Below are 17430 nucleotides of genomic sequence, written 5' to 3'. Positions count from 1 at the left end.
CGAGGCGAGCTAGCCCGCTCGGACCCCGAGCACCCATCCGAAAGCGCAGGCTCCCACCGCCAGCACCGAGGTCGCGGCGACGTACGCGGCGGCTTCCCGCACCGGCCGCTCCACCGCCTGCAGGGCGAACGACGAGAACGACGTGAAGCCGCCGCAGAGACCGGTGCCAAGCAGAGCCCAGGCGGCGTCGCCCAGCGACAGGGCGGCGAACAGGCCGAACAGGCCCGAGCCGGTCGTGTTGACCACCAGCGTGCCCGTCGGGAAGCGCTGGTCGAGCGCACCCGACAGCACCAGGCGCAGCGGAGCGCCGACGGCCGCGCCCAGCGCCACCAGCAGCGCGGTCACCGCGCCGCCTCCTCGGGCGCAGGTCGGTGCGGGAGCCGCCGACCCGCAGCCGCCGCGCCCAGCCCGGCGGCCAGGGTCAGGCCGAGGTGGAGTCCGGCCAGCGCGACCTGCCCCGCGGCGGCCAGCTCGCGGACCTGCCCGGCCCACGCCGACACCGTGGTGAAGCCGCCCAGCAGGCCAGGTCCGAGGGCTGTTGCGAGGCCGGTCGAGCGGCGTACGGCGGCGAGGGCGGGCAGCAGGCCCAGCGCCAGTGCCCCGACCACGTTGATGGCGATCGTGGGCCAGGGGAGCAGCACGTCGGGCGCGGCGGTGTCGACGGCGTACCGCAGCAGCGCTCCCGCTGCTCCGCCGACGGCGACGAGCAGCAGGTCGCCGCCACCCACCGGGCGGGTGCTCACCCGGCGCGGCTGGCCGAGGCGGTGCTGGAGGGCGGGTGTCCGGCCCACGGCTGGGCCGGCGCGCCGTCGAGCTGGTGGACCAGCTCGCCGAGCAGCCAGTTGTGGAAGGCGCGCTGCGAGGCCGTACGCGCCATCGAGAGCAGTCGCTCGGCTCGGCAGAAGGCGTCGGCCACGTCGAACATCTCCGTCATCGTCACGAAGATGGGTCCGGCCTCGCGCACCATCGGGAAGACCACGTCGACCCGCTGCAGGCCGCGCCTCTCGGCGTCGCGGATCTGCCGGCGGTACGTCTCGGGGAACTGGCGCTCGAAGTTGGCGAACATCGAGGTGAGGTCGCCGGCCAGGGGGTAGTCGGACTGGTGCGAGAGGGAGAGCAGGCGCAGCTCGCGGCGCAGCTCGTTGTACTGGCGGCCCAGGGAGAGGTAGAGCGGCACGTCGAGGCCCATCAGGTGGACCTGGACCGCGGACTCGCTGGTCGGCTCCGGGCGGGTCTGGTCGTGCTGGTCGACGACCCACTCGACCGAGCCGTCCTCGCTCATCTGCGGCGCGGGCTCGAACCAGACGATCTTGCCGTCGGACTCGATGCTGGCGCCCCAGGCGGCGGCGCACTGGGCCACCATCGACAGGCCGCGGCCGAAGGTCAGCAGCATGTCGAGATCGTCGACGTCGACCGGGGACGGAGGAACCGGCGGGCTCGTGGAGCCGTCGACGACCTCGATGCGGGGATGGCTCGCCGTGCCGCGGACCCGCACCTTGTAGGGAGCCCGGGCGTGGATGATCGCGTTGGCGACCAGCTCGGAGACTCCGAGCTCAGCGCACTCGACCAGGTCGTCGCGCTCGAGGCGCCGGCAGATCTCGCTCACCCACCGACGCGCGTCAGCCGCAGCACGCGGCGACGACGCGAGGGTCAGCTCGGAGCTCAGCGGCACTGGGACTCATTTCGACAGAGTGGGCAGTCCAGTGGGGCATGGATACCCCCCACCGGATAGTTCAAACCTCGACGAGCACCATAGTTTCTCCGGGCGCGGGGTAGTGGGTGTGAGCAACCAGACGCGCCCGGCGTTTCGCATTCCCGGTCCGGCCGGGAGGACAATGAAGACATCGGTCCGATGAGATCGCACCTACGACACTAGGAGCTTCGATGACCTCGACCCCCACAGCCCGTCACAAGGTGGTCGTGATCGGCTCCGGCTTCGGTGGGCTGTTCGGCACCAAGGCGCTGCGGCGCGCCGACGTCGACGTGACGGTGATCGGCAAGACCACCCACCACCTGTTCCAGCCGCTGCTCTACCAGGTGGCGACGGGCATCCTGTCCGAGGGCGAGATCGCTCCGCCCACGCGCGAGGTGCTCGCCGGTCAGGACAACGCTCGGGTGCTGCTGGGTGAGGTCACCGCCATCGACCTGACCGCCAAGACGGTCACCTCGCAGGTCCTCGGCCGCGACACGGTGACGCCGTACGACTCGCTGCTGGTCGCCGCCGGCTCCGGTCAGTCCTACTTCGGCAACGACCACTTCGCCGAGTTCGCGCCCGGCATGAAGAGCATCGACGACGCCCTCGAGCTGCGCGGGCGCATCTTCGGGGCCTTCGAGATGGCCGAGCTGGGCGCCAACCGCGGCGACAACATCGACCACCTCCTGACCTTCGTCGTGGTCGGCGCGGGTCCGACCGGCGTGGAGATGGCCGGCCAGATCGCCGAGCTGGCCCACCGGACGCTGCGTCGCGACTTCCGCGCGATCAACACTCGCAACGCCCGCGTCGTGCTGATCGACGCCGCCGGCCAGGTGCTCCCGCCCTTCGGCGCCAAGCTGGGCGCCAAGACCAAGGCCGAGCTGGAGAAGCTCGGCGTCGAGGTGCTGCTCGGCGCGATGGTGACCGACGTCGACGAGCGCGGCCTCGAGGTCAAGTACAAGGACGGCCGCGTCGAGCGCATCGACTCGGTCGCGAAGATCTGGGCCGCCGGTGTGCAGGCCAACCCGCTGGGCAAGACCCTCTCGGAGCAGACCGGCGCGCCCCTCGACCGGGCCGGCCGCATCTCGGTCAACCCCGACCTGACGCTGCCCGGGCACCCCGAGGTCTTCGTCGTCGGCGACATGATCGCCCTCGACAACCTCCCCGGCGTGGCGCAGGTCGCGATCCAGGGCGCCAAGTACGCCGCCAAGGAGATCAAGAACCGGATCGAGGGCAAGCAGCCCCAGGGCCCGTTCAAGTACTTCGACAAGGGCTCGATGGCCATCATCAGCCGCTTCCGGGCGGTCGCGATGGTCGGCAAGCTCCGGCTGACCGGGGTCATCGCCTGGCTGATGTGGCTGGCCGTGCACCTGGTCTACCTGACCGGCTTCAAGAACCGCGTCTCGGCGCTGATGCGCTGGGCCGTCACGTTCATCAGCAACGACCGGTCCGAGCGCACGACGACCGAGCAGCAGATCTTCGCCCGCGCGGCGCTCGCCCGCCTGCGACGAGGCGCTGCCGACCTGGTCTCCGACCCCGGCATCTACGACGCCACCCGGGCGATGATGGAGGAGACCCGGCGCCAGGAGCTGGAGGCGTCGGCCGCTCGCGAGGCCGAGCTTACCGACTCCGGCGCACGCGGGGTGCCTGCGGACCGCGTGGGCGGCGCCTGACGGCTCACGCCGGCGCGGCTCGGGTGAGCTCGCCCCGCGCCACCTTCTCCAGCTCGCGGCGTACGTCCTGCGGCACCGTCGTGCCGGAGGCCAGCAGCCGCTCGGCTGCGAGGCGGTGGGCGACAGCGAGCGCTACGGCAGCCTCGCACGGCACGTCGGGGACGACGCCGGTGCCCTCCCAGCTGGTCCCGGTGTCCGCGACCACCACGCGCTGGGTGGGCAGCCGCAGCACGAAGTGCGGGTCCACCACGACCGACTCGACCGGGTGGGCAGCGCCCACCGTCGTCTCCCCGACCACGACGGCACGGCCCATCGCCTGCAGGTCGTAGGCCAGCTCCTCGGTTCCCGAAGGGGTGCGGCTGCTGGTGAGCACGTAGACCGGCTGCGTGGTGAAGCGCGGCGCACCCAGGTGCGTCTGCGTCCACGTCTGCAGCACGACGGCACCGTCACGGTCCAGCACGTCGAGGATCTTGCGGGTCGGCGGCTCCACGAAGTGGCTGACGAGGTGCGCCACACCGGTGGGCGCCCCGCCGTTGCTCACCCTGACGTCGAGGACCAGCGCGGCGCAGCGACCCAGGAAGGACAGGGCCGCGTCGACGACCGGTCCGGTGCCCTCCGGCTCGTCCAGCGACTCGATCACCACGAGCCCGACGTTGCCGGGCAGCCGCTCGGCCCTGTGGATTCCCTGGTTGTGGTGGTCCTGCTCGGCCCAGTAGGCGGACAGGAAGTCCGGGTCTGCCCACTCGTCACCGACGGACGGGTCCCTGCGGTCGGCGCTGAAGCGGAGCTGTAGGTGCCGGTCCCCGGTCTCCTGCTGCAGGAGCTCCGTCACGGCGCCGGCGAGGCCGCCCTCCGACAGGCCGGCCCAGGCGCCCGCCGTGGCGGCGCGATCCACGGCGTCCGCCGCCCGGGCGCCGGCGTTCGGGACGACGTATCGCTCGCGCAGCTCGGACCCGAGTCGGTCGAGGAGCCGCCGGTCCATGGGGGGACGCTAGCCAGCAGGGTGCGCTGCCGTCCATGGCTTTCGGGTCCGTGCCCGACGTGGGCGAGTCCAGGGCGGATCCTGCTGGATCGACGGTGACGACCGCCGGTGACTGGTAGGCCTCCAGGGGCTCGAACCCTGAACCAACGGATTAAAAGTCCGCTGCTCTACCCATTGAGCTAGAGGCCCGGGACGGAACGCCGGCATCCGTTCGACGCGGACGGCCGACGCGCGCAGCGCTAGTTTGTCAGAGGCGGGACGGTCGCGACCGCCCGGGCAACGCGGCGGCCGGCCCCGAGCTCAGCGCACCACTCGTGTCCGGGGGCGCTGCTCCCCGTCGCGCAATCGCCCCCGGTCGACCGCCACGCCCCGCGCCCGACGTCCGGCGGTCCGGCATCACCGCCGCCGCGCCACCGGCCGTGCGCCCTCGACGCGAGGTGTCCCGCATACGGTGGGGCGATGAGCGCGACCCCACCTGACGGCCTCCGGCCGGAACCCCAGCCCGCCGCCGCCCTTTCCGGGACCCTGTCCGGAACCTTCGTCGAGATCTGCCTCGAGGACGTCGGAGGAGCGCGGGTGGCCGCCGAGGGTGGTGCCAACGCGCTGGAGGTCTGCGCCGGCCTCGCCGACGGCGGCACGACGCCCACCCTCGGCTTCGTCCGGCACTGCGCGTCCCACGCGCCCGGGCTCGACATCCGGGTGCTGGTCCGGGTCCGGCCGGGCGACTTCGTCCACTCCGAGGAGGAGGTGGACGTGATGGCGGCCGACATCGAGGCCGTCCGGGCCGCCCTGCCCGGTCCGGTGCGGCTCGGCTTCGTCGTCGGGACGCTGCGCCCCGACGGCAACGTCGACGTCGACGCCGTACGCCGGCTCGTGTCCGCCTGCGGCGGTGCGCCGGTCAGCTTCCACAAGGCCTTCGACTCCGTGCCCGACAAGGTCGCGGCGCTCGAGCTGCTGGGGGGTCTCGGCGTGACCCGCGTGCTCACCTCCGGCGGTGCCGGACCGGCGGTCGACCACCTGCCCGTCCTCGCCGAGCTCGTGCGGCGCGGCGGCGACGACGTACGGATCGCGGTCGGCGGCGGCGTCCGGCCGGGCAACGTGGTGCAGGTCGTCGAGGAGACGGGGGCGCGCGAGGTGCACCTGCGGGCTCCCGGGTCCGTGGTGTCCAGGGGAGTCTCGGCGGGCTACGACCAGGGCAGTCGCAGCATCACCAGCGCGGACGTCGTGGCGCAGGTGATGGCGGCCCTGGGCCGCTGACTCAGCTCGACGTGTCGCCCGGAAACAGCACGGCGCCGGCCAGCGGGTCGACCCCGGACACGTCGTCGAGCGGGAACATGGGCCGCTGGATCCGGCGGTGCCCCAGGCGGGCGAGGTCCTGGTCGACCCCGCCCGGGGTGAGCGCGAGCATCCAGTCGGCGGCGAGGTCGAAGAGCTCGGGCTCGAGGTAGCCGATCTTCACCACCACGATGTCGGCGCGCCGCGGGTCCAGGCCGAGCCGGGTGAAGTCCGACTCCAGGTGGTACGGGCGACGGCGGCGCGTCACGATCACGTCGACCGCCGGCGTGCGTACCACCACCTCGAGGTTGTCCTCGGTGGGGACCACCGCGACCACCCGGCCCGCGACCTCCACCGGCGGTGCCGGCCGGTCGTCGACCCGGGCGCCCAGCGTGAGCCGTACGTCGGCGCCGACGCCGGCCTCGGCGGCGGCGAGGGCGCCCAGGGCGTCGGGGATGGAGGCGTAGATCGCCCGCTTGCCGCTGTGCGCCAGGTCCTCGCTGCCGAGGAGCTCGGCGAGGGTCCAGGTGACGTCGCCCGCGCCGCCGGCGGTCGGGTTGTCGCCCGAGTCGGAGATGACGTACGGCACGGCCGGTGACGCGATCGCGGCGGCGAGGACCTCCTCGAACGACCCGGTCGGTGCGACGAAGCCGAACTCCTCGCGCCGCGACCACAGCTCGTCGGCCAGTCGGGTGGCCTCGGCCATCGCGAGGTCCGCGTCGTCGCCGATGACCATCACGACCGCGCAGTTGCGCGGCTCGTCCGCCCACGGGTAGCCGATCCAGATGCCGGCGTCGAGGATCCCGTCGAGCGCCTCGATCTCCGGCACTCGGGCGTAGAGGCCGGCCGCCGGCTCCTGGCGGGTGCTGGTCATCTCGCCGGGCAGCAGGATCGGCACCGGCACCCACGCCTTCGCCGGCCGGCGCCTGCCCGGCGGGAGCGCGAGCCGGTCGAGGAGGTTGCGGGCGGCCCGCTCCTTGGTCTCCAGCCAGTCCACGTGCGGCGCCGTGCGGTACGTCGTCAGCAGGTCGACCGTCGCAGCGAGCGTGCGCGAGACGTTGCCGTGCAGGTCCATCCCGCTGCTGATCAGGCAGTCGGGACCGACGACGGCGCGCACCGCCTCGGCCAGGTCGCCCTCCATGTCCTCGAGCCCCACCACGCTGGCCGCGCCGTGGATGTCGAGCACCAGCCCGTCCAGCGGCGCCTCAGCCACGGTCGCGAGGAGGCCGGCGAGGATCTCGGCCTTGAGCAGCGCGTAGTCCTCGGCCGGGATCGCACCGCCGGCGATGCTGCGGGCCTGCAGGATGCCGACCCAGTCCGCGCGCCCGTGCAGCGAGCCTCCCTCCTGCCAGAACGGCCAGGCATCGAGCACCTCGCGCCCGCGTCGCGGCGCGAGCATGGCCGCGGTGGTGAGGGCCGGGGAGAAGGTGGATGCCTCCAGGCTGATGCCGCAGACGGCAACGCGCGGACGGGTCGGTGAGGTCACCGGCCGATGGTGACAGCCGCTCGGGACAGGGGGCTCGGCGGGCCCGTTGGCCGAGTGTTCATGAACAAGTGGTCCGCGGACGGTGCTGTGGGGCGATTTGTTGGTAGGGTTCGTGGTGCAACAGGTGCAAGTTCCAGCAGGTTGACGCCCGCGGAGTTTGTGATCCAACGGCGTTTCATCTTCGGGCCTTCCAGCTTGTGAGTCGGAGCGACGTGTCACCGCACTTGATGCGGAGCCGTCGAAGTGATGGCTTCTCGTTTCGATAACAGGAGTACCGAGCACATGGCTCAAGGCACCGTGAAGTGGTTCAACGCCGAGAAGGGTTTCGGCTTCATTGCGCAGGAGGACGGCGGCGACGACGTCTTCGTGCACTACTCGGCCATCCAGACCAACGGCTACAAGTCGCTGGACGAGAACCAGAAGGTCGAGTTCGACGTCACCCAGGGCCCCAAGGGCCCCCAGGCGGAGAACGTCCGTCCGCTCTGATCGGCTGACGCTGGACCTGTTCCAGATCTGATCGAGGCTCCGGCCCCATCCCCAACATGGGGGTGGGGCCGGAGTGCATTTCGGGGCAGACTGATGACACGTTCGGGCCATTTCGCGCCTGATGGCGCGCCGTCAGGCTTGGTCAAGACGATAAGATCGGACAATTGGATACGTCCCGTGGCGAGAGAAGGAGGGTGACGTGCACGACCAGTTCGACGTGACCCTCGAGGACGGCGACCTCCTCGGCGAGGTCGAGCTCACCACCACCCTCATCATCGCCGCGAGCGAGTCCGAGGACCACCTGTCGCAGGCCGAGATCGACCGGCTGCTCGGGGTGACCCCGCGCCGACCCGTCGACTGAGCGGTGCCTCCCCCGCTCCCTGGCGGTCAGCAGGTCGCGAAGATCACCGGTCCGCTCGTCAGGTCCGACAACACGTAGCCGCCTCCTGACGGGCGCAGGTCGAGGATGATCTCGCGCCCCTCGGCACCGGCCTCCTCGAGGGAGAACCGGTCGCCGAAGGCACCGCCCTGTCCGGGCGCCGGGCCCGAGGCCAGCTGCGCCCGCGCGTCCGCGTCGCCCGGGGCGTCGTCGGCGTCCTCCACCTGCATGACCGCGCGGAGGTCGCCTCGCGCCAGCAGCCCCATCGCGAAGCCGGTCAGCGGGTGCACGCCGCCCGCAGCGGCCACGAGCTGGTCGGCCTCAGCCTGCGCGTCGGCGTCCGCCTGCGACATCGCGAGCTGCTCGCAGGCGTAGGGGCCGTCGTAGACAGCAGCGGCCAGGGGCTCCCCGAGGTCCGCGGCGAGGTCGGCGAGAGCGTCGGCGCCGTCCGAGGCGCCGCGTACCACCTCCAGGACCTGCTCGAGGTACGGCGCCTGGTCGGAGGCCAGGATCAGGTCCTGGTCGGCGAGCACGGCGACGTGCTGCAGCTCGGGGGTGAGGCCGGGGCCCACGCCGACGAGCACCTCCGACCCGCCGACCCAGACGCCGTCGGCCTCGTCCGGCTCGGTCCAGCCGTGCTCGGCGAGGCGGCGGGCGACGTCGTCGAGGTCGAGGGCGTCCGTGGTCCCCATGATGTCCACGGCCCCCTCGTCCGACTGGGACAGCAGCTCCCAGGTGATCGTCGCGGGGGAGAAGCCCAGCTCCTCGTGCATCACGCCGGCAGACGTGCCGAGCGCCGACATCGACGACAGGTCGCGCTCGAAGGCGCTGTCGACGAACGCGTCCACCTCGTCCGCGGCGGACTCCGGGCCGACCTCGGCGCCGAGCTCGCGGCGTACGCCCGCCCAGTCCGTCCACGACGCCCGGCTGGTGTCCGCCGGGGCGAGCGACAGTGCCGTGGCGAGCGGGCCGTCGGCCCGGGCGGCCCGCCACGCGGCCAGGCCAGCGATCGCCAGGCCGAGCGCAGCGGCCACGGCGACGGCGGCACGACGCGACATCGGACGGGGCTCCTCGCGGATCGGGGACGGGTGTGACACTACTTCCATGGAGCTCCGCGAGGTGCGCGCTGCCGGTGCCGTGGTGACGCGCAGAGGCGGTGAGGTGCTGCTCGTGCACCGACCCAAGTACGACGACTGGTCCTTCCCCAAGGGCAAGCTCGACCCCGGCGAGCACGCGGTCACGGCCGCGGTCAGGGAGGTGTCGGAGGAGACCGGTCTCGACGTCCGGCTCGGCCCGGGCCTGGCGCCGCAGCACTACCGGATGAGCAATGGCCGACCCAAGCGCGTCGACTACTGGACCGCGCGCGTCATCGGCAGCGACGACGTACGTCGTTACCGGCCCAACGCCGAGATCGACGCGGTCGAGTGGGTGGACTGGGAGGAAGCGGTGGCCCGGCTCACCTACGACTACGACCGCGACACCCTCGCCGAGGCCCGGCCCCTGCGGCGCCGCACGCGGGCGCTCGTCGTGCTCCGGCACGCCAAGGCCCGCCCGCGCAACGCGTGGCACGAGGACGACCGTCGGCGCCCTCTGGCCCCACTCGGCGAGAGCCAGGCGCAGCGTCTCGTGCCCATGCTGGCCGCGTTCGACGCCACCGCGGTGCACACCTCGTCCAGCACGCGCTGCGTGCAGACGGTGCAGCCCTATGCCGAGACGACCGGCTGGCCCGTCAAGCACCACGACGAGCTCAGCGAGGAGGACGCGACCGCCGAGGCCGTCGGGGGTCTCGTGGACGCCCTGCTGGACGCCGACGAGGGCGCGGTGCTGTGCACGCACCGACCGGTGCTGCCCACCGTCCTCGACGCCCTGCGGGTCCCCTTCGTCAAGCTCGAGCCGGGCGGGTTGCTCGTCGCCCACCACCGCAAGGGCCGCGTGGTGTCGACCGAGGTCCATCAGCCGGCGTGACCAGGGGTGTGCCGCACACGGCCATTGGCACGCGATCCGGTCGCTCGTCAAGGGTCGCGAGGCAAATTCATGTGATCGTCGTCTCAGGCCCCAATGGGTGTCGCCAACCCGCCTGACCGCGTTCACCGCTCGTTCACCGACGCCGCCGCACGCGTTCTCCTGACCTACCTACCTTCGCTGGTGTCAGCAATCATCAGACTCATCAGGAGCACTCGAAGTGAATCGCACTTCTTTCCGCAAGGCTCTCGCCCCCAGCGTCGCCGTCCTCGCCCTCTCGGTCTCCCTCACCGCCTGCGGCGCCGGCAACGAGGACTCGGGCAGCGGCTCGAGCGAGGGCGGCGAGTCGTCGAGCGGCCTGTCCGGCACGCTCGCCGGTGGCGGCGCCTCGTCGCAGGAGAAGGCCCAGGCTGCGTGGCGCGCCGGGTTCCAGGACGAGAACCCCGACGTGACGATCAACTACGACCCCATCGGCTCCGGTGACGGTCGCGCCAACTTCATCTCCGAGGCCTTCGCCTTCGCCGGCACCGACTCCGCGCTCGACGACGACGAGGGCGAGCTCAGCGACGCCCAGGCCCGCTGCGCCGACGGCAACGTCATCCAGGTGCCGGCCTACGTCTCGCCGATCGCGGTCGTCTACAACCTCCCCGGTGTCGACGAGCTCAACCTGTCGCCGGAGACCATCGCCAACATCTTCAACGGCAGCATCACCACGTGGAACGACCCGGCGATCGCCGAGACCAACCCCGACGCGGACCTGCCCGACACCGCGATCACCCCGGTGCACCGTCAGGACGACTCCGGCACCACCGAGAACTTCACCGCGTACCTGGCCGAGGCCGGCGAGGGCGCGTGGACCGAGGAGCCCGACGGCCTGTGGCCGGAGTCGCTCGGCGGCGAGGCCGCTGACGGCACCTCGGGCCTGGTCGGCGCCGTCAGCGGCGGCGAGGGCACCATCGGCTACGCCGACTTCAGCGCCGCCGGCGACCTCGGTGTCGTCAACGTGGGCGTCGGCGAGGAGTTCACCGCTCCCTCCGCCGAGGGTGCTGCCATGGTGGTCGCCAACTCCCCGGCGGTCGAGGGCGCTCCCGAGACCGACATGGCCGTCGAGCTGGACCGCACCACGACCGAGTCGGGCGCCTACCCCGTCCTGCTCGTCTCCTACATGATCGCGTGCGAGACCTACGCCGACGAGGCCGAGGCCGAGCTCGTCAAGGAGTACCTCACCTACGTCGTGAGCGAGGAGGGCCAGCAGGCCGCCGCGGACGAGGCCGGCTCCGCCCCGCTCGACCCGGCGCTGTCCGAGGAGGCGACCAGCCTGCTCGAGAACATCTCGGCCGGCTGATCATCAAGCCCCAACCCTCGCGGCGGTCCGGCTCCATCCCGGACCGCCGCGAGGCACGTCCGACCGACGGGAAGCAGTCATGAGCACGATCACCGAGCCTGAGACGAACGACTCCGGCTCCCCCCTCGACACCGAGGTGCCCGAGAAGGCGCGCAAGCACGCCCTCGGCGACCGGATCTTCTCCGGCCTCTCCTTCACCGCCGGCATCACCATCATGGTGGCGCTCGCCGGGGTGTTCGTCTTCCTCTTCATCGAGGGCTACCCGGGCCTCAGCGTCGACGAGCGGTTCTACCGCCCGAAGACCGACTTCTGGTCCTACGTCGGTCCGCTCGTGTTCGGTACGACGTACGCCGCGATCATCGCGCTCGTGCTGGCGGTGCCGTTCGCGATCGGCATCGCGCTGTTCATCTCCCACTACGCGCCGCGCCGGCTGGCCGGTCCGCTCGGCTACGTCATCGACCTGCTCGCGGCGATTCCGAGCGTGGTGTTCGGGCTGTGGGGCGGCCGTGCCCTGGCCGACCAGATGAAGCCCTTCCTGATCTGGCTCGAGGACACCCTCGGCTTCCTGCCGTTCTTCGGCGGACCCGCCTCGGTGACCGGGCGCACGCTGCTGACCGCCGGCGTCGTGCTCGCCATCATGATCCTGCCGATCATCACCGCGATCTCCCGCGAGATCTTCCTGCAGACCCCGCGCCTGCACGAGGAGGCCGCGCTCGCGCTCGGCGCCACGCGCTGGGAGATGATCCGGATGGCGGTGTTCCCCTACGCCCGCTCCGGCATGGTCTCGGCCACGATGCTGGGCCTCGGGCGTGCCCTCGGTGAGACGATGGCCGTGGCGATGGTGCTGTCCGCATCCCCGATCGTGACGCTCAACATCATCTCGAGCGAGAACCCCGCCACCATCGCGTCCAACATCGCCTCCAACTACAAGGAGGCCAGCCCCGACCGGCAGGCCGTGCTGATCGCCACGGGCCTGATCCTGTTCGCCTTCACCTTCGCGGTGAACTTCCTGGCCCGCTACGTCGCCGGCCGCAGTGAGCGGAGGATGGCTCGATGAGCACCACGACCGTCACCACCGACGCCGGCACCCTGCGTGCCGGCACCCTTCCGAGCTGGGCGCCCCTCGCCGTGGCCGGCCTGTCGGTCGCCCTCGGTGCGCTCGCCTGGATCCTCGGGCTGAGCGTCGTCCTGGCGGTGCTGCTGGCCATCGTGGTCTTCGTCGTCGCGCTGCCCGGCTGGTCGCTGGCGGAAAAGAACCGCCGCGCCGCCACCGACCGCCTCGTCACCGCCCTCATCTGGACGGCCTTCTCCGTGGCCGTGGTGCCGCTGGTGTGGCTGATCGCGCTCGTCGTCAAGGAGGGCTTCGCGACGCTGAGCCCCGAGTTCCTGACGTACTCCATGCGAGGGGTGGTCGGCGACGAGCAGGGCGGTCTCTACCACGCCGCCATCGGCACCTTGCTGGTGACGGTGATGGCCGCGCTGATCTCGGTCCCGATCGGCATCTTCACCGCGATCTACCTCGTCGAGTACGGCAAGAAGAACCGCCTGGCCAAGGTGATCACCTTCCTCGTCGACGTGATGACCGGCATCCCGTCCATCGTGGCCGGCCTCTTCGCGCTGGCGCTGTTCGTGCTGCTGATCGACCCGGCGATCCGTTGGGGCTTCGGCGGCGCGGTGGCGCTGTCGCTGCTGATGGTGCCGACCGTGGTGCGCTCCAGCGAGGAGATGCTGCGCCTGGTGCCCGACGACCTGCGCGAGGCGTCGTACGCCCTCGGCGTGCCGAAGTGGCGCACGATCGCCAAGGTCGTGCTGCCGACGGCGCTGGGTGGCATCGTGACCGGCGTGGTGCTGGCGATCTCGCGCGTCATCGGCGAGACGGCGCCGCTGCTGGTGGTGGCCGGCTTCACCGACTCGGTCAACACGAACCTGTTCGAGGACCGGATGATGACGCTGCCGGTCTACATCTTCACCCAGTACGCCAACGCGACCGAGAAGGGCTACGCCTACGCGTGGGGTGGTGCACTGGTGCTCATCATCATCGTGATGGTGCTCAACCTCGCCGCCCGCCTCATCGGCAAGATCTTCGCCCCCAAGACCGGCCGCTGAGCGCGGCAGAGAAACAGAAGGAAAACCTGATGGCCAAGAGCATCGAGATCTCCGACCTCGACATCTACTACGGCGACTTCCTCGCCGTGCAGGGCGTCAACATGTCGATCAAGGCGCGCTCCGTCACGGCGTTCATCGGCCCGTCCGGCTGCGGCAAGTCGACCGTGCTGCGCTCGCTCAACCGCATGCACGAGGTGATCCCCGGCGCCCGCGTCGAGGGCAAGATCGCGATCGCCGGGCAGTCGCTGTACGACTCCGCCGTCGACCCGGTCTCGGTGCGCCGGATGATCGGCATGGTGTTCCAGCGGCCGAACCCGTTCCCGACGATGTCGATCTACGAGAACGTGCTGGCCGGCAACCGCCTGAACTCCAAGAAGATGAAGAAGTCCGAGGCCGACGACATCGTCGAGCGCTCGCTCAAGGGCGCGAACCTCTGGAACGAGGTCAAGGACCGGCTCACCAAGCCCGGCATGGGACTGTCCGGCGGTCAGCAGCAGCGCCTGTGCATCGCCCGCGCTATCGCCGTCGAGCCCCAGGTCCTGCTGATGGACGAGCCGTGCTCGGCCCTCGACCCGATCTCGACCTCGGCGATCGAGGACCTGATCCACGAGCTCAAGTCCGACTACACGATCGTCATCGTCACCCACAACATGCAGCAGGCGGCCCGCGTCTCCGACGAGACGGGCTTCTTCAACCTCAAGGCGGCCGGTCAGCCCGGTCACCTCGTGGAGTTCAACTCCACCCAGAAGATGTTCGCGAACCCGGACAACGAGGCGACCGAGGCCTACATCTCCGGCCGCTTCGGCTGAGCCGGCGCTCGGGCTGGGTATCTAGGGCTGGGCTCTCGGGCTGGGTATCTAGGGACGATCTGGCAGGCCGATCGGGGGTTTGGCCTACCAGGTCGTCCCTAGATACCCAGCCGGTCGGGTCGGGTCGGGTCGGGTCCGGCCGGGGGCCGTCAGAGGCCGATTTCCGTCCACAGGCGTGTCGTCCGCGGCGTACGGCGTCCGCCTGGGGACGGCGCGGGGCGACCGCCGCCCGACCGTCCCACGCTTCCGGCATGGACAGAGCCGGATGGACCGAGGGGGCGCCGCCGCTGCAGGGAACCGGCCCGCGCGAGGGCTTGCCCGCCGGACTGGTGTGGCCGACGCGGCGCCGGGACGCCGAGGGCCCCAGTCCCTGGCAGACACGGTCGGGCGCCTTCCGCAGCGTGGGTGCCGGCTGGTGGGTGCCGGCCGACGTCAACGCGTCGGTCGAGCAGCGCATCGTCGAGGCGGCCGCTCGCCTGCCCGCTCACGGAGCGGTGACCGGCTGGGCCGGGCTGCGGTGGCTCGGCGCACGGTGGTCGGGCGGGGTCGGGCCGGACGGCCGGGACCGACCGGTCGTCCTGGCACTCGGCTCGCGGCACACCAGGCGGCCGTCAGCCGGGATCCGCGTGAGTCAGGAGCTCGTCCCCGCAGGGCACATCCGACGCGCCCGCGGGTTGCGGGTGACCAGCGCGCTGTGGAGCGTGGCGTTCGAGATGCGCAAGGCGCCGAGCGAGGAGGCGGCGCTGGTGGCGTTCGAGATGGCGGCGTACGACGACCTCGTGTCGGTGGCGGAGCTCGCCGCCTTCATCGACGAGGCGCTGTGGATCCGTCAGGGCGTGCAGCGGGTCCGCGACCTCCTGCCGCACCTGGAGGAGAACAGCTGGTCCCCGCCGGAGTCCGTCATGCGGCGCACCTGGCAGCTGGCCGGCCACGGGAGGCCGCTCGCCAACCGGCCGGTGTTCGACCGCGCGGGCCGCTTCGTCGGTACGCCGGACCTGCTCGACGCCCACCATGGCGTCTACGGGCAGTACGACGGTGCGCTGCACCTCGCGGGCGCCGTGCGTCACGCCGACGTCGCCAAGGACGCGGCGTACCGCGCGCTCGGGCTCGAGGGCGTCACCATGCTGGCCGGCGACCTCGCCGATCGCGGGCCGTTCTGCAACCGCCTGCGCGAGGCGTACGCACGAGCGGCGCGACGTCCCGCGGACCTCCGCCTGTGGGCGCGGGAGCTCCCTGCGTGGTGGGTGCCGACCTCCGGCGTCGAGCAGCGGCGGGCGCTGTCGGCGCACGACGCGACCCGGTTGCTGGCGTACCGGCGCGCCGCCTGACGCCCGCCTGCGCGCTCGCCGTGCGTACCGGGAGAGCCGGGTGCGCGGTATCTAGGGACGTTCCGGTAGGCGATTTTGGCTTCTGGGCGACCACTTCGTCCCTAGATACCCGGAAGACGGGGGCCGCGACGGGGGGCGCGGGGGAGGCGGGGAAGGCGGGGGCCGAGAGGGCCGCCGCGCGCCGTACACCGGTCAGGGCAGGAAGAGGTGCGCCACCCAGTAGCAGATCGCGGCGGCGAGGGCGGCCGCCGGGAAGGTGAGCACCCAGGCCGTCAGGATCGACTTGGCCACGCCCCACCGGACCGCGGAGAGCCGCTTGGTCGCCCCGACGCCCATCACCGCGGAGGTGATGGTGTGGGTGGTGGAGATCGGCGCCTCGAAGACGTACGACGTCGTGTAGAGGACCGAGGCCGCCACCGACTCCGCCGCGAAGCCGCGCGGCGGGTCCAGGTGGATGATGCGCCGACCGAGCGTGCGCATGATCCGCCATCCGCCGGACCAGGTGCCGAGCGAGATGGCGGTGGCCGCGGCGATGATCACCCAGAGCGGGAGTCCGTCGGACTCGGCGACGTAGCCCCCCGTGAGCAGCGCCAGGAAGATCACGCCCATCGTCTTCTGGGCGTCCTGCAGGCCGTGGCCGAGGGCCATCGCCGCAGCGGAGATCGTCTGCGCGACCTTGAAGCCGCGGTTGGCGCGGCCGGGGTTGGCGTTGCGGAACGCCCACATGATCGCCAGCATCAGCGCGAAGCCGAGGCTGAACGCGACGAGGGGCGACAAGAACATCGGGATGACGACCTTCTCGAGCACGACGGCCCAGTTGGCCGTCGCACCGGCGGCCACGGCAGCGCCGACGAGTCCGCCGATGAGGGCGTGCGAGGACGAGGACGGCAGGCCGTAGTACCAGGTGATCATGTTCCAGGTGATCGCACCTAGCAGCCCGCACATGACGATCACCAGCCCGTGGCTCCCTGGCCCCGGATCGATGGTGTCGGAGACGGTGTGGGCAACCTTCTGGCCCAGGAACGCGCCGACGAAGTTCATGATCGCCGCCATGGCCAGGGCCACGCGCGGCTTGAGCGCGCCGGTCGAGACCGACGTCGCGATCGCGTTGGCCGCGTCGTGGAAGCCGTTGGTGTAGTCGAACACCAGGGCCACGACGACCACCGCGATGATGATTCCAAGCTCCATCAGGGGTGCCTCCGGGCGCGCGCGGAGGAACAGGTGGCGATCATCCGGGTCAGGACTCCTTGACCGCGATCTGCTCCACGATGTTGGCGACCTTCTCGAACGCGTCGATCGCGCCCTCGAGGGACTCCACGATGTCCTTGAGCTTCAGGACCTCGAGCGCCTCGTACTCGCCGCTGAACAGGTGGGCCAGGATCCGGCGGAACGACTTGTCGCCGGCGTTCTCGAGCCGGTTGATCTCGATCCAGTACTCGTCGAGGGAGCCCATCGACTCCAGGGACGGCATGGCCGCGGCCGTCAGCTCGGCGCAGCGCTGCAGCACCTCGACCTGCTGAGTGGTCTCCGCGGGCAGGGACGTCACCTCGTAGAGCAGGACCAGGTCGACGGCCTCGTCCATCATGTCCATCACGTCGTCGAGCGCCGAGGCGAGGGAGTAGATGTCCTCGCGGTCGAACGGCGTCACGAACGTGCTGTTGACGCGGCGGATGATCGAGTGGGTGGTCTCGTCGGCGGCGTGCTCGGCCTCACGCATGCGCTGGGCGATCTCGGCCTTGGAGTTGCCGGCCGACAGCATCTCGCTGAGCAGCTGCGAGCCGACGACGAGGTGGCCGGCAGCCTCACTGAAGAGGTCGTAGAACGAGCTGTCGACAGGGCGGAACTTCAAACGCACGGTGAACTCCGGGAGGGGGGCGGATGAACCGGGATCATGCTAGGGGGTCAT

Annotated in this window: 18 protein-coding genes and 1 tRNA gene; 10 read left to right on the top strand and 9 right to left on the bottom strand. The window is 71.3% G+C overall.

All coding sequences use genetic code 11. The features are described 5' to 3' along the window. Positions 1–9 precede the first annotated feature (9 nt). The 3 genes from J3P41_RS06480 to J3P41_RS06470 are packed head-to-tail and all read right to left on the bottom strand — an operon-like array spanning position 10 to position 1672. Positions 10–345, bottom strand: coding sequence for a CrcB family protein (locus J3P41_RS06480; RefSeq protein ID WP_210649382.1), 336 nt, complete (start codon positions 343–345; stop codon positions 10–12). Then, positions 342–743 carry a CrcB family protein gene (locus J3P41_RS06475; RefSeq protein WP_210649381.1) on the bottom strand — a complete coding sequence of 134 codons (402 nt, stop codon included), beginning with the start codon at positions 741–743 and terminating at the stop codon, positions 342–344. Before J3P41_RS06475 ends, J3P41_RS06480 begins: the two co-directional genes overlap by 4 nt. After that, positions 740–1672 (bottom strand): ATP-binding protein, encoded by a 933-nt coding sequence (locus J3P41_RS06470; protein ID WP_374192865.1) that lies wholly within the window; start codon positions 1670–1672, stop codon positions 740–742. Before J3P41_RS06470 ends, J3P41_RS06475 begins: the two co-directional genes overlap by 4 nt. A 212-nt stretch (positions 1673–1884) precedes the next feature. Here J3P41_RS06470 and J3P41_RS06465 point away from each other — a divergent pair, with 212 nt between their 5' ends. Continuing rightward, entirely contained in the window at positions 1885–3366 is a 1482-nt protein-coding gene (locus J3P41_RS06465; protein ID WP_210649378.1) for an NAD(P)/FAD-dependent oxidoreductase, read from the top strand. 4 nt (positions 3367–3370) lie between these two features. On the opposite strand, the gene J3P41_RS06460 is transcribed toward J3P41_RS06465, so the two are convergent. Further along, positions 3371–4348, bottom strand: coding sequence for a S41 family peptidase (locus tag J3P41_RS06460; protein ID WP_210649377.1), 978 nt, complete (start codon positions 4346–4348; stop codon positions 3371–3373). A 113-nt stretch (positions 4349–4461) separates the two neighbouring features. After that, a tRNA-Lys gene (locus J3P41_RS06455) sits at positions 4462–4537 on the bottom strand. Between the two features lie 270 nt (positions 4538–4807). Between J3P41_RS06455 and J3P41_RS06450 the strand changes: the two genes are divergently transcribed. Further along, positions 4808–5605 carry a copper homeostasis protein CutC gene (locus J3P41_RS06450; protein ID WP_210649376.1) on the top strand — a complete coding sequence of 266 codons (798 nt, stop codon included), beginning with the start codon at positions 4808–4810 and terminating at the stop codon, positions 5603–5605. A 1-nt stretch (position 5606) separates the two neighbouring features. Here the strand turns inward: J3P41_RS06450 and J3P41_RS06445 are convergent, their stop codons facing one another. Continuing rightward, positions 5607–7109: a M81 family metallopeptidase gene (locus tag J3P41_RS06445; RefSeq protein WP_307861851.1), complete on the bottom strand. Its 1503-nt coding sequence runs from the start codon at positions 7107–7109 to the stop codon at positions 5607–5609. A gap of 282 nt (positions 7110–7391) precedes the next feature. On the opposite strand from J3P41_RS06445, the gene J3P41_RS06440 reads away from it, so the two are divergent. Continuing rightward, positions 7392–7595, top strand: coding sequence for a cold-shock protein (locus tag J3P41_RS06440; protein ID WP_045548871.1), 204 nt, complete (start codon positions 7392–7394; stop codon positions 7593–7595). Positions 7596–7794: 199 nt separating this feature from the next. Beyond that, complete coding sequence (locus tag J3P41_RS06435; protein ID WP_210649375.1) at positions 7795–7956, top strand: hypothetical protein; 162 nt, start codon at positions 7795–7797, stop codon at positions 7954–7956. 26 nt (positions 7957–7982) lie between these two features. On the opposite strand, the gene J3P41_RS06430 is transcribed toward J3P41_RS06435, so the two are convergent. Further along, on the bottom strand, positions 7983–9032 hold the full coding sequence (locus tag J3P41_RS06430) for a hypothetical protein (RefSeq protein ID WP_210649373.1): 1050 nt from the start codon (positions 9030–9032) through the stop codon (positions 7983–7985). A gap of 46 nt (positions 9033–9078) precedes the next feature. Here J3P41_RS06430 and J3P41_RS06425 point away from each other — a divergent pair, with 46 nt between their 5' ends. The 6 genes from J3P41_RS06425 (at position 9079) to J3P41_RS06400 (ending at position 15524) form a co-directional block, all read left to right on the top strand. Next, complete coding sequence (locus J3P41_RS06425; RefSeq protein ID WP_210649371.1) at positions 9079–9939, top strand: NUDIX hydrolase; 861 nt, start codon at positions 9079–9081, stop codon at positions 9937–9939. Between the two features lie 217 nt (positions 9940–10156). Further along, positions 10157–11281, top strand: a complete 1125-nt coding sequence (gene pstS / locus J3P41_RS06420; protein WP_210649370.1) for a phosphate ABC transporter substrate-binding protein PstS — start codon at positions 10157–10159, stop codon at positions 11279–11281. A gap of 79 nt (positions 11282–11360) precedes the next feature. After that, a complete protein-coding gene (pstC, locus tag J3P41_RS06415; protein ID WP_210649368.1) occupies positions 11361–12338 on the top strand; it encodes a phosphate ABC transporter permease subunit PstC in 978 nt (325 codons plus the stop codon). Continuing rightward, a complete protein-coding gene (pstA, locus tag J3P41_RS06410; RefSeq protein ID WP_210649367.1) occupies positions 12335–13387 on the top strand; it encodes a phosphate ABC transporter permease PstA in 1053 nt (350 codons plus the stop codon). The genes pstC and pstA overlap by 4 nt, the downstream gene beginning before the upstream one ends. A 29-nt stretch (positions 13388–13416) precedes the next feature. Beyond that, positions 13417–14196, top strand: a complete 780-nt coding sequence (pstB, locus tag J3P41_RS06405) for a phosphate ABC transporter ATP-binding protein PstB (protein ID WP_210649365.1) — start codon at positions 13417–13419, stop codon at positions 14194–14196. A 251-nt stretch (positions 14197–14447) separates the two neighbouring features. Next, positions 14448–15524: a hypothetical protein gene (locus tag J3P41_RS06400; RefSeq protein WP_210649364.1), complete on the top strand. Its 1077-nt coding sequence runs from the start codon at positions 14448–14450 to the stop codon at positions 15522–15524. A 192-nt stretch (positions 15525–15716) separates the two neighbouring features. Here J3P41_RS06400 and J3P41_RS06395 read toward each other — a convergent pair whose 3' ends face one another. Together J3P41_RS06395 and J3P41_RS06390 are read right to left on the bottom strand one after the other, a co-directional pair. Next, positions 15717–16712: an inorganic phosphate transporter gene (locus tag J3P41_RS06395; protein ID WP_210649363.1), complete on the bottom strand. Its 996-nt coding sequence runs from the start codon at positions 16710–16712 to the stop codon at positions 15717–15719. 49 nt (positions 16713–16761) lie between these two features. Further along, positions 16762–17379 carry a DUF47 domain-containing protein gene (locus J3P41_RS06390; RefSeq protein ID WP_210649362.1) on the bottom strand — a complete coding sequence of 206 codons (618 nt, stop codon included), beginning with the start codon at positions 17377–17379 and terminating at the stop codon, positions 16762–16764. Between the last annotated feature and the right edge of the window lie 51 nt (positions 17380–17430).

The organism is Nocardioides sp. SYSU D00065 (assembly GCF_017916425.1).
GTDB lineage: Bacteria > Actinomycetota > Actinomycetes > Propionibacteriales > Nocardioidaceae > Nocardioides.
This window is presented reverse-complemented; position numbering and strand designations above follow the sequence as displayed.

Bases quoted from the DNA above. Each gene is read 5' to 3' on its own strand.
- pstB (WP_210649365.1), top strand. From the start codon at position 13,417: ATGGCCAAGAGCATCGAGATCTCCGACCTCGACATCTACTACGGCGAC.
- pstC (WP_210649368.1), top strand. From the start codon at position 11,361: ATGAGCACGATCACCGAGCCTGAGACGAACGACTCCGGCTCCCCCCTC.
- pstA (WP_210649367.1), top strand. From the start codon at position 12,335: ATGAGCACCACGACCGTCACCACCGACGCCGGCACCCTGCGTGCCGGC.
- J3P41_RS06465 (WP_210649378.1), top strand. From the start codon at position 1,885: ATGACCTCGACCCCCACAGCCCGTCACAAGGTGGTCGTGATCGGCTCC.
- J3P41_RS06425 (WP_210649371.1), top strand. From the start codon at position 9,079: ATGGAGCTCCGCGAGGTGCGCGCTGCCGGTGCCGTGGTGACGCGCAGA.
- J3P41_RS06395 (WP_210649363.1), bottom strand. From the start codon at position 16,712: ATGGAGCTTGGAATCATCATCGCGGTGGTCGTCGTGGCCCTGGTGTTC.
- J3P41_RS06460 (WP_210649377.1), bottom strand. From the start codon at position 4,348: ATGGACCGGCGGCTCCTCGACCGACTCGGGTCCGAGCTGCGCGAGCGA.
- J3P41_RS06440 (WP_045548871.1), top strand. From the start codon at position 7,392: ATGGCTCAAGGCACCGTGAAGTGGTTCAACGCCGAGAAGGGTTTCGGC.
- J3P41_RS06400 (WP_210649364.1), top strand. From the start codon at position 14,448: ATGGACAGAGCCGGATGGACCGAGGGGGCGCCGCCGCTGCAGGGAACC.
- J3P41_RS06450 (WP_210649376.1), top strand. From the start codon at position 4,808: ATGAGCGCGACCCCACCTGACGGCCTCCGGCCGGAACCCCAGCCCGCC.
- J3P41_RS06430 (WP_210649373.1), bottom strand. From the start codon at position 9,032: ATGTCGCGTCGTGCCGCCGTCGCCGTGGCCGCTGCGCTCGGCCTGGCG.